13 protein-coding genes and 1 riboswitch are annotated in these 13,884 nt (G+C 43.4%); of the genes, 6 read left to right on the forward strand and 7 right to left on the reverse strand.

The features are described from left to right. The first annotated feature begins 75 nt into the window (after nt 1-75). The 6 genes from MHI27_RS21685 (at nt 76) to MHI27_RS21710 (ending at nt 6,266) form a co-directional block, all read left to right on the forward strand. Nucleotides 76-1,032 (forward strand): YafY family protein, encoded by a 957-nt coding sequence (locus tag MHI27_RS21685; protein WP_076284553.1) that lies wholly within the window; start codon nt 76-78, stop codon nt 1,030-1,032. A 122-nt stretch (nt 1,033-1,154) separates the two neighbouring features. Further along, the gene (locus tag MHI27_RS21690; protein WP_042190241.1) at nt 1,155-2,405 is read left to right on the forward strand and encodes a methyl-accepting chemotaxis protein; all 1,251 of its coding nucleotides are present in this window, start codon (nt 1,155-1,157) and stop codon (nt 2,403-2,405) included. Nucleotides 2,406-2,595: 190 nt separating this feature from the next. Next, nucleotides 2,596-2,691, forward strand: a riboswitch (cyclic di-GMP riboswitch). A gap of 118 nt (nt 2,692-2,809) precedes the next feature. Beyond that, nucleotides 2,810-4,453: a thiamine pyrophosphate-binding protein gene (locus tag MHI27_RS21695; RefSeq protein WP_405174688.1), complete on the forward strand. Its 1,644-nt coding sequence runs from the start codon at nt 2,810-2,812 to the stop codon at nt 4,451-4,453. A 10-nt stretch (nt 4,454-4,463) separates the two neighbouring features. Next, entirely contained in the window at nt 4,464-4,832 is a 369-nt protein-coding gene (locus MHI27_RS21700; RefSeq protein ID WP_042129622.1) for a carboxymuconolactone decarboxylase family protein, read from the forward strand. A gap of 39 nt (nt 4,833-4,871) precedes the next feature. Beyond that, nucleotides 4,872-5,222, forward strand: coding sequence for a hypothetical protein (locus MHI27_RS21705; RefSeq protein WP_042190245.1), 351 nt, complete (start codon nt 4,872-4,874; stop codon nt 5,220-5,222). A 51-nt stretch (nt 5,223-5,273) separates the two neighbouring features. Continuing rightward, nucleotides 5,274-6,266: a 3-oxoacyl-[acyl-carrier-protein] synthase III C-terminal domain-containing protein gene (locus tag MHI27_RS21710; protein ID WP_042190247.1), complete on the forward strand. Its 993-nt coding sequence runs from the start codon at nt 5,274-5,276 to the stop codon at nt 6,264-6,266. Between the two features lie 70 nt (nt 6,267-6,336). On the opposite strand, the gene MHI27_RS21715 is transcribed toward MHI27_RS21710, so the two are convergent. From MHI27_RS21715 to MHI27_RS21745, 7 genes are all read right to left on the reverse strand, one after another. Then, the gene (locus tag MHI27_RS21715) at nt 6,337-6,552 is read right to left on the reverse strand and encodes a DNA-binding protein (protein WP_339242753.1); all 216 of its coding nucleotides are present in this window, start codon (nt 6,550-6,552) and stop codon (nt 6,337-6,339) included. Between the two features lie 14 nt (nt 6,553-6,566). Further along, entirely contained in the window at nt 6,567-8,060 is a 1,494-nt protein-coding gene (gene glpK / locus MHI27_RS21720; RefSeq protein WP_405174689.1) for a glycerol kinase GlpK, read from the reverse strand. A 118-nt stretch (nt 8,061-8,178) separates the two neighbouring features. Continuing rightward, a complete protein-coding gene (locus tag MHI27_RS21725; protein ID WP_076284549.1) occupies nt 8,179-9,615 on the reverse strand; it encodes an ATP-binding protein in 1,437 nt (478 codons plus the stop codon). Further along, nucleotides 9,616-10,332: a response regulator transcription factor gene (locus MHI27_RS21730; RefSeq protein ID WP_036676174.1), complete on the reverse strand. Its 717-nt coding sequence runs from the start codon at nt 10,330-10,332 to the stop codon at nt 9,616-9,618. 77 nt (nt 10,333-10,409) lie between these two features. Next, nucleotides 10,410-11,672 carry a cytochrome c biogenesis protein CcsA gene (gene ccsA / locus MHI27_RS21735; protein ID WP_042190256.1) on the reverse strand — a complete coding sequence of 421 codons (1,263 nt, stop codon included), beginning with the start codon at nt 11,670-11,672 and terminating at the stop codon, nt 10,410-10,412. After that, nucleotides 11,669-13,354, reverse strand: a complete 1,686-nt coding sequence (locus tag MHI27_RS21740) for a cytochrome c biogenesis protein ResB (protein WP_076284548.1) — start codon at nt 13,352-13,354, stop codon at nt 11,669-11,671. The genes ccsA and MHI27_RS21740 overlap by 4 nt, the downstream gene beginning before the upstream one ends. Then, nucleotides 13,354-13,875, reverse strand: a complete 522-nt coding sequence (locus MHI27_RS21745) for a redoxin domain-containing protein (protein WP_042190261.1) — start codon at nt 13,873-13,875, stop codon at nt 13,354-13,356. The genes MHI27_RS21740 and MHI27_RS21745 overlap by 1 nt, the downstream gene beginning before the upstream one ends. Nucleotides 13,876-13,884 lie beyond the last annotated feature (9 nt).

Consider the following 13,884-nt stretch of genomic DNA (forward strand, 5'->3'; position numbering starts at 1 on the left):
ATATAATATAATCATGATTTAGAAATGATTAATGGTGATCGTCTAATCAATAATTCGAGGAGGTACAATAGCCTAATGAGAGCCGACCGTTTGTTATCAATATTACTTCTGTTGCAAAATCGTGGAAAAATGACTTCTAGAGAATTGGCCCAAACACTCGAGGTATCAGAACGAACTGTGTTTCGTGATATGGAAGCATTAAGTGCTTCAGGAATACCCATTTTAGCTGAACGTGGTCGTGAAGGAGGTTGGATGCTTACTGAAGGGTACCGAACCTCCCTAACGGGAATGAAGCCACAAGAGATTGGTTCACTGCTTCTGTCCGCTGACGCATCTATAATGAAGGATCTGGGGATACAAGACGACTACTCTTCCGCTCTTCTCAAACTAGAGGCTGCATCCTCACATCGACTTAGTAACCCAGCAAATTACCTAAGCGAGCGTATTCATATTGATGGCGCCAGTTGGCATCCTTCGGATGAGACTTATCCGTTCCTTTCTGTACTGCAGAGAGCACTTTGGGAGGACCGCAAAGTAAAAATCACTTATCTCCGGAGCAACGAGACAACGGTCCGTTTCATTGAACCTCTTGGGTTAGTTGCAAAACGCGGAGTATGGTATGTCGTAGCCAAAAGCAAAGATGAACTACGGACCTTTCGTGTGTCCAGATTAGTTAACGTTGAGGAGACACATGAGTGGTTTAAAAGACCTGATGACTTTGATTTAAAACAGTACTGGGAAGAGTCCACCACGGCCTTTAAAGCAGCACTGCCAAAGTATCAAGTAAAGCTAAGGGTTAGAACCTCTGTCTTAAAAGAATTACAGCGAGAAAGATTCGTCTCTGTCCAATTGATAGAGCCAACTAGCAAAGCAGAGTGGGTAAACGTAGATGCCGAATTTAATACGATCGAGTCGGCCTGCCGGATAATCCTTTCTTTTAGTCCCTCGGTTATTGTACTTTCACCGCAAGAACTTTTAGAGATGGTAAAGTCTGCTATCGCAAAAATTTCCGCTATTTATGAGGATTTTTGACACGAAATCTAAAGAACTACTCCGAAAAGAAGATTTATGTCAGTTCTTACTATAGACCAATCACCTTTAAATCCCATATAATAACACCAATACATAATATTAATAAGGAGGACATTATACCAATGAACTGGATGCATAAACTTCCGTTAAAACAAAGAATTGTTGCCGGATGTTACCTCGTTGCCGCACTATTTGCCATTCCTGTTTTAGTTACTTTTATGATCTTAGGCAACATTATTTTGGGTATTGTTCTAATCGTAGTTCTTGCTGCTCTAACTTTCCCCGTGGCCCGCTTTATCGAGAGAACGCTTACATCTTCATTTGATGACATCGCGAATGTATCTCATAGTATTTCAAAAGGGGATTTTACTAGTAGAGCCGATGAGAACGGCTCTATGGGGGACGTAAGTCGTTCCTTTAATACTATGATTGACAAGCTCAAGAAGATTTTGACAGAAGCATCACAAATCACTCGTCAAGTTATGGATGCAAGCCGTGGAATCGAAGATAAGAATCAGAATTTGAAAATTGTCATGGCACAGGTAGCCTCTTCGTCTAACGAGCTAGCTCTTGGTGCAAATGAAATATCTACGGATATCGCTGAAATGACAGAATCCATTAAAGATATTGAGAATAAAGTATCCAATTATACGAACTCAACGAAAGAAATGAACAGACGTTCAATACATACATTAGAACTAGTTGAACAAGGACGGCAGTCCGTTGATACTCAAGCTGAAGGCATGCGCAAAAACATCCAGGCTACTCAAAAAGTAGCTGATACTATCGAAGCCCTGTCTCATAATGCTCGCGGAATTACGATGATTACAAAAACCATCACAGAGATCGCTGAACAGACCAACCTCTTATCGCTGAATGCCTCCATCGAAGCAGCACGCGCCGGGGAGCATGGTCGAGGATTTGCTGTAGTCGCACAGGAGGTTCGTAAACTTGCCGAAGAATCAACGGCTTCAACGAAGGAAGTCTTTGGCTTAGTTCGGAGCATCGAAACTGATATCAAACAAGCGATTGACAATATCGCTATCAACGAAGAAGTCGTACAGGTACAGAATGAGATGATCACTCAATCTGCTCATATCTTTGCTCAAATTGTGCAAAGTGTGCAGTATATTACCGAGCAAATCTCTTCCTTCTCTGCTGAAAGTGATCTGATGTTGGAAAGTGCCTTGAAAATCTCAAGTGCAATAGAGAATATCTCTGCAATCACACAGCAAACCGCTGCCGGCACCGAGGAAGTATCCGCCGCTATGAATGAACAAATTAATGCCCTGCAGTCCGTCGCTGAAGAAACTGAGAAAATGACACAGGCTGTGTTTAATCTACAGAAGACTATCCATATTTTCAAGTTTTAAGTCACTTGCAAATCATATAAACAAGTCCAAAAACTCCTCCTAAGTTTTGACTTAGGGGGAGTTTTTTTATATCTATTATTTCATAGGTTGGACAAGACTTTCGTCAAAATTCGAGTTAATTTGCGAAAATATATTGACAAAGGTACTCTAGGAATATATTGTAAAGGAAAATTCTTCTTATAAATTTTAAAATTAATATTGGCAAAATCTTCGAAAGAGGATGACGCAAAACCATGGATCTACAGCCTCATTTTTAATCAGAGGCCATGACTGCCAGGTTGCAGAAAACCAAGACGACTGAACTATTGTTCAGTCTCTATGGCGATTTATGCCACCAACCTGTGCCCTAATTCAGAGCACAGGTTTTCTAATGTTTGATTTTAAAATAACAATCAACTTGTGAGGTGTATTTTTTGAAGACAGTCGCAGATTACATGTCGGAAGCACTACGGAACCTAGGTGTTACCCATTCCTTTGGTATTATTGGGAAATCCATTTGTCCTATTGTTCTTAAAATGGTAGATTACGGTATTGAATTTATTCCTGGGAGACATGAGTCCAGTTCCGGCTTCGAAGCAGCCGGGTATGCGCTTAAAACTGGAAAACTAGGTGTAGCTTTTGGTACTTCAGGTCCTGGTGGAACAAACCTATTAACTGCAGCAGCACATGCTAAGGCTAACAACCTACCTGTCCTATTTATTACTGGCCATCAATCTATTAAAGAGCTTGGAATTCCCCAATGTCAGGACTCTACCTCTTTTCTAGCTGATTTAGCTGATATGTTTAGACCTGCCACCTTATATAGCAAGCTTATTGAACGTGGAGATCACTTTAACACAATCTTTAATCATGCCATATCCATTGCTTTGAGCGGTAATCGTGGTCCAGTTCACCTTTGTATTCCTTTTGATGTACAAACGGAATTGCTAGAGGAATGTAATATTGTAATCCCTGAACGCGAATCACTGGTTAGCCATGCTAATATCGACCGTGTACTTGATGCTATAAATAACTCTAAGAATCCAATAATTATCGCAGGTAAGGGCGTTAACCGCTCAGGAGCACATAGTGAGCTAATTCAATTAGCGGAAACATTTAATATTCCTGTAGTTACATCTCCAGGTGGTAAAGGGGCTATAGCTTGGGATCATTCACTCTATCACGGTCCAATTGGAGTAGGCGGTTGTACCCATGGGGATGACTTGCTGAATCAAAGTGATCTATTTATCGTTCTCGGGTCACGTTTAAGTGATATGACTATTTGTAATCTTAAAAGGGAAAATCATCCTGCAACATTAATTCAGTTTGATAGCGATCCGACTTTTGTCGGAAAAATATTGTTCTCTAAAACGATTCCAGTGACTGGAGATCTACGCGACAATCTAGTTTACTATCTCAATAATATTGACACGAACAACATCACAAAACGCGAAGCACCGACAAATTCCGATTATACCGAAGAGCCTCCGATTTTACCAAACCTTTCACTTGCATCGGTCTTGAGTACGATGAGTGATTTGATTCCTTATAACAGCACAGTCTTTGTTGATGATGGAAGTCACGGTTTCCATGCTGCGAAATGGTACAAGGTTAAGAAACCGGGCAGTTTTGTTTTCGATGCTTACTTTGCTTGTATGGGTAATTCCATCGGAATGGCGATTGGTGCAAAGGTTGCTGCTCCAGAAGAAACGATCTTCTGCATTACAGGAGATGGCTGCTTTATGATGCTAGGCGCAGAGATTAACGCTGCTGTCTGCAAGGATATTCCTGTCATATTCATTGTTGTGAATAATAAACAGCTAGATATGGCTCTAAAAGGTATGGAAAAAACTACAGGACGTATTGACGGAACTATCTACGAAGTCCCTATGGATGCTGTGAAATTCGCAGAATCACTAGGCGCTAAGGGTTACAAATGTGAGACAGCGGAGGAGTTCGAAACAGCCATCAAGGACGCTGTTGCCATCAACCGTGTTGCCGTCATTGAACTGCTAACAGACCGTGATGAGGTCCCTCCGACTGCTCACCGTACTTTGAACCTAAATTAGGAGGTCACTTATGAAAGACAATGTAAACAGTGGTCTGAACCACTTCACGAATCTCTCTGGAGACTACGGAGCTAAAGCACTGGCTCCGATTAAAGAACATTTCCCCGATTTGGCTGAATTTATTATGGGGAATGCCTACGGCGATATTTTTCAACGCAACACAATCGAAGCTGACTGGAAGGAAATCGCAGTTATCTCTGCCCTGATTTCGATGGGTCAGTTTGATCAATTGGGTGTTCATTATGTCATGGCTCTTCGTGTGGGAGTTACTGTAGAACAACTCAAAGGTATTCTATTACACTTAGTACCCGCTATAGGGGCACCTAGAATCATCACCGCTTTTAATATTCTTCTCGAAACGATTGAAGAAATAAAGTAACTATTTTCAGTAAATTAAAATATCGGGAGAGATGTTAACGTGGGACAGTTTATTTTAAAGACAGACACTACTAAAAAAGTGATCAATATTGAGCTGGAAGGAACATTTTCTGAAGAAGATGGTCTGAAATCTATCCAAGCTTATCAACAAACTATTAATCCTATCACTCCAGCAGACTATGAATTACAAATCGACTGCAGAAAGCTAAACGTAACTGCACCTGATGTTGTACCTCTTTTGGAAGGTTGCTTCGTAATGTTTAAGAATGATGGATTTGTAAAAGTAAATCTAACCCTTGAGAATAACCCAATTCTTAAAATGCAGCTTGCTCGTCTGGGTCGTAAAGCAGGACTAGATAACATCGAGATCATTTCCACCGTTACAGCTTAATTCTTCTTATAACTAAAAAAACTATAGAGTTTTTCAGGAGGATTCATTCATATGACCGGAATTCGTATTCAAGACATTGATATCTATCATCCTAGTAATAAAGTTGGTAACGACTTTTTTATTAAGCATTTTGACGAAAAGGGTATTGATATCCGAGGTCTACTGACCACTTTAGGTCGTGATACGCGCTATAGCATTAAGAATGAGGAAGAAAATTCTCTTACGATGGCTTTTGAGGCTGCCAGTAATGTGTTGGATAAAAATGGTCTCACTGGCGCTGATATCGATCTTATTGCCTATGCAAGTCAAACTCCTGAATATATCTTTCCTACTAACTCTTTAATGATTCACCGTTTAATTAACGGCGCATCCCATACAATTTGTATAGATAGCAACGCTAACTGTGCAGGTATGACTGCTTCCGTAGAACAGGTGAGCCGTCAAATGCAAGCCAATCCTAGAATTAAACGTGCTTTGGTCATCGGATCCGATTATGTAGCACCTCATGCAGATAAGAATGATCCAGTCTATTATGCTAACTTCGGTGATGCAGCTGCGGCAGTCCTTCTTGTGCGCGATGATAATGCGGTAGGCTTCATTGATTCTGTCTATCAAACAGACACATGCGTTTATGGCAACTCCATGTTCCCGGCTGAAGGCTTGGCTAATCTGGGTAGAAAAGGCGTAGCGGCTGGAGAATTCAATGTGAAGTTCATTCCATTTGATGATTCCATTTGCGTAGATGCTGCTTCTGAATCGATTCGCACGCTTCTATCTGATAACAACATAGCGCCTGAATCTATTAAAGCGGCCTGTTTCTCACAGCTTTCACTGCCTAATATCGTTGGTGTTTGTGAAAAAGTGGGTATTGATCGTGAGGTTGCGGTTTACATAGGTGATGAATTCGGGTACACCTCAACCAGTAGCCCGTTTATCGCTCTACACAAAGCTATTACTACAGGAAAGATCGAACGCGGAGATAAAGTTCTGTTCTGGACAGTGGGCGCTGGATGGCAAAACGTTGCATTTGTTATTGAATATTAAGCGTTACAACCTAAAAAGCGGCAGGCCAAGGATTATCCTTAGCTTGCCGCTTTTTAGGTTGATCTGTTCTTTAGGACTCGCTGGCAAAGGATAACCCCTTTTCAGTGAGCGCACGCCGTAGTACATCAATCCCTTTTGGTCCCATCCCATGGAGCTGCAGAAGCTCTGACTCAGTGAGCTTACTGATTTGGTGAATCTGTGTATACCCAGCACCATGAAGTGCTCGAAGTGCAGGCTTAGATAGTCCACTCGGTAGATCAGATTCTGTTCCATTAAACATAGACATATGCATCTCCCTGATCACTGATATCTTTCATGTTTTTCCCAGCCCATGGTACGCGCTACAGCGTCTTTCCAGGCGTTGTAACGTCGTTCACGCTCATCTATACCCATTACAGGCGAAAAGACCCTCTCAGCTTTGTTAAAGCTTTCTAGCTGCTCTCTTGTCCAAACTCCTGAGGTTAATCCAGCCAGAAGTGCTGCTCCCAGCGCAGTCGTCTCCGCATATGTAGTTCGAGTAACTTCACTACCGAGGATATCAGACTGAAACTGCATCAGCAAATCATTACGAACCGCTCCACCATCTACACGAAGTCCGGTCAATGGCATGCCTGCATCTTTTTCCATCGCCCCAATTACATCTCTAGACTGAAATGCTAATGACTCTAACGTTGCTCTTACCAAATGCCCCGAGGTGGTTCCTCTAGTTAGACCGAAGACTGCTCCACGTGCATACATATCCCAATAAGGGGCACCTAGTCCAGTAAAAGCAGGTACGACGACAACCCCTTCACTGTCCTCTACTTCCCGCGCTTTGTCTTCCGAGCCTGCCGGCTCCGTTATGAGTCCTAACCCCTCCTGAAGCCATTGTACAGCCGCTCCGGCTACAAACACACTGCCCTCGAGTGCATAATAGAGCTCATCCCCCATTCCCCAAGCTACAGTGGTCAACAACCCATGACTGGAGACTACAGCTTCTGTACCTGTATTCATCAGAATAAAGCATCCAGTTCCATATGTGTTTTTGGCACTGCCGGGTTCAAGACAAGTATGTCCAAACAAAGCAGCTTGTTGATCCCCCAATACAGAGTGAATAGGTATTTCTGTCCCGAACCACTGCGCGTCTGCTGCTCCAAATTCACTACCGGACATCCTCACTTCTGGCAGGATGGAGCGTGGTACACGAAGCTCCTCCATTAGCTCTTCGTCCCAGCAGCGCTCATGTAGATTATATAGCATCGTACGCGATGCATTAGTTACATCAGTAGCATGTACAGCCCCGCCAGTAAGCTTCCAGATTAGCCAGCTGTCTACTGTCCCAGCTAGTAGCTCGCCATTATTCGCCCGCTCTCGTGCGCCTTCTACATGATCAAGAATCCAGGAGAATTTTGTTGCAGAAAAATAAGCATCCACAACGAGTCCCGTCTTGCTAGCAATGAGTCCCTCTAACCCCTTACTCTTGATCTCTTCACACAGCTCTGCAGTACGTCTGTCCTGCCACACAATCGCAGGATAAATCGGCTTGCCTGTTGCTCTATCCCAGATCAGGGCCGTTTCCCTCTGATTTGTAATTCCAATGGAATATACTTCCAGAGGTGTTATCCCGCCCTGAGTAATCGCATCTCTTGCAGCTGCAAGCTGTGACGCCCAAATTTGCTCTGGGTCATGCTCCACCCAGCCAGGGTGTGGGAAAGATTGTTCAACCTCATATTGCCCTTGTGAGACGATTCTAGCGTCCTCATCGAACACTATGGCTCGTGAACTGGTAGTCCCTTGGTCTAAAGATAAAATCATTTGATGGCCTCCCAAGCATAAACAATGAGATATGTTCCACGATGAACAAGATTAATGTGTTTGTTTCAACAAAAAGCACCTCTGCTGTCAGAGGCGCTATCACACATTGTGTTTGGAATTACTGTTTTTCGACAGGAAGTCTTAGGGTAAAGGTTGTACTTTCGCCCAACTTACTGGAAGCTGAAATGGTTCCGTGATGCGACTCAACAATATTTTTAACAATCGCAAGCCCGAGTCCCGTTCCACCTGATTCTCCCCGTACACGTGCCTTATCGGCTTTGTAGAAACGATCAAATATATAAGGCAGATCTTCCTGCGGAATGCCGACGCCTTCATCCTGAATTTTAATTTCAAAATAGCGACGCCCTTCTAAGACACAAGTTCCTGTATGAACTGTGATCTTCTTGCCACCCTGCGTATGACGAAAAGCATTATCGAGCAAATTGGTTAAGACTTGCTCAAGCTTATCTTCATCCGCTGCCTTAAGAACAAGGACATCGCTCTCTTTATTTAGCTGCAGATGAATATCACGCTCTTTCGCACGTACGGAAAATTTGCGATACACTCGTTCCAGCAGTTCGTTCACATCTACTTCTGCCTTCAACATATCCGTATGTCCAGCTTCCATTCGCGCAAGGTCGAGCAGATCCTTTACAAGACGTCCCATACGGAGCGATTCATCATGAATGACCTGAATCAGTTCACTGCTTTCCTCTGGTGAAGATGCCATGCCGTCAAGTAAAGCCTCACTATAACCTTGCATCATCGATAATGGCGTCCGAATCTCATGAGAGACGTTTGCCACGAAGTCACGGCGCATTTTTTCGAGTCGTACTTCTTCAGTCACATCACGCAGAACAGCAACCACTCCACGAATGCTCCCCTCAGAATATAAAGGTGCCATATGGACGGACCACACGCCCTGCCGGACATGTACATTAGAACGCTCATCGCCGCCTTGTTTCAACGTGCTCAAAAATAAAGGACGCAGGGGAGGTGGAACATTACTCTCAGCCGTTTCCGTATGAGGTTCAATGTCACTCTCTTGTTCCCACTCTAAATCGCTCCAGCTCTCAAGTAGCGATTGACCATGCGGGTTGGTCAGAATAATCTGGCCTTCGATGTCAAAGGTGATTACAGCATCACTCATGCTGCGTAATACACTGGATAGATGGCCCTTCTCATGGTGCAGACTGCGAATATTCTCTTCCAACTCCTCAGCCATATGGTTGAAGGAAGTCGCCAATTGGCCAATCTCGTCACTTGTGACCAGCGTCAGCCTTGTTCCGTATTCACCACGTCGAATGTTGTTTGCAGCCTCGATGACACGTTGCATCGGCTGAGTGATCTTGGTAAACAAGAACAACGCGAAGAATGTCGTCAAAGAAAATCCGATCATGCACGTATACATAAATAAACGTTTGATATCGCCGGAATTAGCAAAGTTGCTGTCGATATAGGGAAGTAGAAACAACCCGAGTGTAATAAGCACGACAGCGACCAGGCAGATGATCGTGACCCACAGCTTGCCGACAAGACTTCTCCAGAAGTTCACTTATTTAGGTACCTCAAGTTTGTAGCCTACACCCCATACAGTTGTAATCATCGCCGCGGATTCCGGTGATACTTTATTCAGTTTTTCACGAAGACGCTTAACATGGGTATCGACTGTACGCAAATCTCCGAAAAACTCATAATTCCAAACATCTTTAAGTAGTTCTTCACGAGAGAACACTTTATCCGGTGAAATCGCCAAATAATGCAGCAGTTCGTATTCTTTCGGTGTCAGACTCACTTCTTCACCGCCAGCAGTTACTCGGTGTGCGTCATGCTCAATAATAAGATGAGTGAATACAATGTTATTACTGGAGTTGCTCTCTTTGGACAAAAATGCTGTTGCTGAAGAACGGCGCATAATGGCCTTCACGCGATAAATCACTTCGCGAGGACTAAATGGCTTCACGACATAATCATCCGCGCCCATTTCAAAGCCCTGTACACGATTAATCTCTTCGCCTTTAGCTGTAAGCATTAAAACAGGTGTCGATTTGACCCCTCTGAGTCGGGTCAGCACTTCCATTCCATCAATGCCAGGCAGCATAACATCCAGCAAAATTAGACCGTAGTCATTTGCTGTTGCTTTGCGAAGAGCGATTTCGCCATCTTCAGCTTCGTCGATTTCATAACCTTCTTTTTCAAGATACATCTTTAGCAGGCGGCGAATGCGTTCCTCATCATCCACTACCAGAATTCTGTTTAAATGATCTGCCATTTCACAACAACCCCTTCATCAAATACAGTAGAACGTAACCTTAAATCCATTGTGCTGTGTTAGCAGGTAAACTATGCTCAGTCCGTCCCCGCATAAGAATGAAGTCCGGCGATGACTAGATTAACGCCAACTAAGGTAAACATTACGACCAAAAAACCTAGAACGGCAAGCCAGGCAGATTTTCGCCCTTGCCATCCACGAGCCAATCGTAAATGAAGATAAGCACTATAGAAGAGCCAAGTAACGAGTGCCCAGACTTCTTTGGGGTCCCATCCCCAGAATCTTCCCCAGGCTATTTGCGCCCATATCATTGCAAAAATCAAAGCGCCTAATGTGAAAATAGGAAAGCCAATGGCTATTGCCCTATACGTTATCTCATCTAGATCGCCTTCATCAATCCCCTCCATAACCGGGTGAATCGCTGCGCCTAGTGGCTTGCGTACGATCAAGCGAAGAATTCCGTAAAGGAGTAATCCGGAAAGAATCGACCAGATTACAGTATTAAACTTCCGGCCAGCATTCACACCATTCATCCATGAAGGAGCTTCAAAGAGAGGTTCTTTCATGCCAAGAAACGACTGGAAGCTTTCTATTTCGCTATTGTGAGGAGCCACAATCGGCGGCATTCGATAACTCACTTTCTCTATTGTACTATTTTCCTGCCCTGCGCTGTCAATCGTAACGTTGGGACGGACAAAAACAGTCTCATAACCTGCTCCGCGGAAAGCAAAAACTGAACCCAGAAACCCAATTATAACAATGATTGAAAAGAGAGTAAATTCAATCAGTCTCTGTTGCTTACGATCCGCCTTCTCTTTACTGGAAAAATTAACAGTCCGTAGCAGATACATCAGCCCTGCCGCAAAACCTACCGCGAAAAAGGATTCACCTAGTGCTGCCAGTGTTACGTGAATCTTGAGATAGTTCGATTGCAGGGATGGAATTAACGGCTGAACCTCCTGTGGAAATACAGCTGCGTACGCCATCACAATAATGCTAATTGGAACTGCAAACAGACCGAGAATAACTTTGCGATAGATCGCGTACATCACTGTAAAGGCTACCATAACCATCATGGATAAGAAAGTCATGAACTCATACATATTGCTGACTGGAATATGTCCTGCACCAAACCAACGTGTAAAGAAATAAATAAGATGAAAGATAAGACCTATAGAAGAAACAATAAAAGCTATTTTACCCCATCGAGCAGTATGTTCCTCTGGCTTGCGGCCCGACCACTTGCGACCCATGATAGCGATAGTGAATAACATAAACGACCCGCTGTATAATAAGAATGCGGCAATAAAGACGGCACTGCTGATATCGAGCAAGCTCATGTAAGGCCTCCTCCATTATCTATTGATTTTTCATCGACTACCATATCTACTTTTTCTAAAATAGAAACGATCTCACGACGGAAACCGAACCAATTCTTGTTCGTATGTCCTCCGAGTATTAGCTCTCCGTTTACAACGGTAAGCCAGATGCGTCTATGCTGCCAGTAAAATCCAAGGATTAAACCCAGCATCACGATTGCTGCACCTAACCATACAAAAGGCATTGCACGATCAATACGTATATTCAAGTATGTAGTCGATTCCGAAAAATCAACATCGCTCATGTTGTCCACTTCAAGCTCAAGAAATCTATTGCTGCCACCAAGCTTATCGTTAATAGCCACCTGCTGAAACTGAGACTTATCTACCTGCTTAGGAAAATAGAAGTACTGCTGCCCTTCCGCTGGCAAATTCGGTCCTTGAATCAAGAATAAGAATGCTGGTGCATTCGGATAAGGCGACTTAGATATCGGCTGACCATCCTCATTCAGTCCAAAATCCATATACTTCTCTTTTAAAGTCATCGTATAGGGTCCCGCTGTAATCGTACGCTGCGGATTCTTCATATCCAGTTTGAATTTACCGTACGACTCCCCAGTGGTGGAATTCTTAAGCACAGGCTGTACAGAACGCAGTACAGGTGTTAGATCATAATCAAACTGATACGCTTTCAATCCTTTATAATCCAAAGGTGAGTTTACTTGGATATTATGCGTTGTCACCTCGGTAAGCTGCGGTTCCTTAGTAGGATCTGCGCAATCCGCGGTACATTTATAAAGCACTGCTTTAGTTTGGAATAATTTTGGAAGGATCTTTTTGCCTCGAAACTCCTCAGGCATCTCTTCATCTGTGTAGAACTCTACGGTGAATTTCTCGTTTTTTAAATAGTAGGTAGTATCCGGAATCTGTGTAATCTCCCCTTGCGGGAAAGCAAGATGCTGATCCATGTTGAGACCCGGCAATCCTCTTGCCAGTACAGCAAGTAAAAAAATAATCAAACCAATATGTATTACGTAAGGCCCCCAGCGGCTGAAGCGGTGTTTCTCTGCCAGCAGAGCTCCTCCATCCGTCTTGACTCGGTAGCCCTTTTTACGCATAGGCTGAACCACCCGAGCAACCCAAGCTTCTGGTTCTTCTTGCACTTCAGTAACTAGCACAGCCTTTTGCCGAGTTAAGAACTGACGATGTTTCCGAATCTTCTGCCTAGTTAATGCCTTATATAGCGGAAGTACTCTGTCCAAACTACAAATGACTAATGAAGCACCAATCATTACGAGTAGAGTCACAAACCACCAGGATTCGTATGTATGTGAAAGTCCAAGCTTATAGTAGATGTCCCCAGCTGTTCCGTACTCCTGCTTATAATAACTCGATGCATCAATATTAAGGAAAGTACTCTCCTGAGGGAAAATGGTTCCCAGCATAGATCCTAACAGTGTCAAAACGATTAGATATATCGCTATTTTGACAGATGAAAAAAAGTTCCAAACTCGATCAATAATGCTTGGATTAACACGCTGCGAACGACGGGCTACACCATCATAACGCATTTCCAGATTCTCGCCCCAGTCCGATTCTTTGCCAAGCGGTTTTCCGCATGCTTCACATAGAACAGTGCCTACAGGGTTCTGATGGCCGCATTCACATTTGGTATTGGTTATAAAAGCCTCGCGTTCACTCATCAATCCACCAGCTTCCCAATTTGATCATCTAGTGAATCTAAATCAAGCTGGCCAATATGAATGCTGTCAATTTTACCCTTTGCATTAATAAAAAAAGTAGTGGGGAGCGGAGAAATACCATAACTTCGTACAGCGTCTCGTCCCGTGTCCATCAAAATCGGAAAATCAATATTGACTTGCTTCACAAAATTCTCGACAGTCATCTGATCTTCACCTACGTTGATTCCAATAACGACTACATCTTTGTCCTTCCATTTTTCCCATTGTGCTTGGAGAGCCGGCATTTCTTTTACACATGGCGTGCACCATGAGCCCCAGAAATTCAGCACAATAGCCTTACCCTTATACTCGTCTAACGTATGCCCAAGTCCATCAAGACCCAGCAAATCAATGGCAGGCGCTTTACTACCTTCCTCTGGTTTTCCGCTTCCACCAAATACAGAGGAACCAATGGCATAACCACCCACTAGAACGATTAGAAACAGAATTACGATTTGAATTGGTTTTCTCGCTTTACCCACATGTAAAGC

Origin of the sequence: Paenibacillus sp. FSL H8-0261 (assembly GCF_045040645.1) — a bacterium.
In the GTDB taxonomy this organism is placed as follows: Bacteria; Bacillota; Bacilli; order Paenibacillales; family Paenibacillaceae; genus Paenibacillus_AQ.

What these genes read in the sequence shown, in the direction of transcription:
- MHI27_RS21730 (WP_036676174.1), bottom strand. Translation starts at nt 10,332, where the DNA reads ATGGCAGATCATTTAAACAGAATTCTGGTAGTGGATGATGAGGAACGC.
- MHI27_RS21685 (WP_076284553.1), top strand. Translation starts at nt 76, where the DNA reads ATGAGAGCCGACCGTTTGTTATCAATATTACTTCTGTTGCAAAATCGT.
- ccsA (WP_042190256.1), bottom strand. Translation starts at nt 11,672, where the DNA reads ATGAGCTTGCTCGATATCAGCAGTGCCGTCTTTATTGCCGCATTCTTA.
- MHI27_RS21690 (WP_042190241.1), top strand. Translation starts at nt 1,155, where the DNA reads ATGAACTGGATGCATAAACTTCCGTTAAAACAAAGAATTGTTGCCGGA.
- MHI27_RS21710 (WP_042190247.1), top strand. Translation starts at nt 5,274, where the DNA reads ATGACCGGAATTCGTATTCAAGACATTGATATCTATCATCCTAGTAAT.
- MHI27_RS21715 (WP_339242753.1), bottom strand. Translation starts at nt 6,552, where the DNA reads ATGTCTATGTTTAATGGAACAGAATCTGATCTACCGAGTGGACTATCT.
- glpK (WP_405174689.1), bottom strand. Translation starts at nt 8,060, where the DNA reads ATGATTTTATCTTTAGACCAAGGGACTACCAGTTCACGAGCCATAGTG.
- MHI27_RS21700 (WP_042129622.1), top strand. Translation starts at nt 4,464, where the DNA reads ATGAAAGACAATGTAAACAGTGGTCTGAACCACTTCACGAATCTCTCT.
- MHI27_RS21740 (WP_076284548.1), bottom strand. Translation starts at nt 13,354, where the DNA reads ATGAGTGAACGCGAGGCTTTTATAACCAATACCAAATGTGAATGCGGC.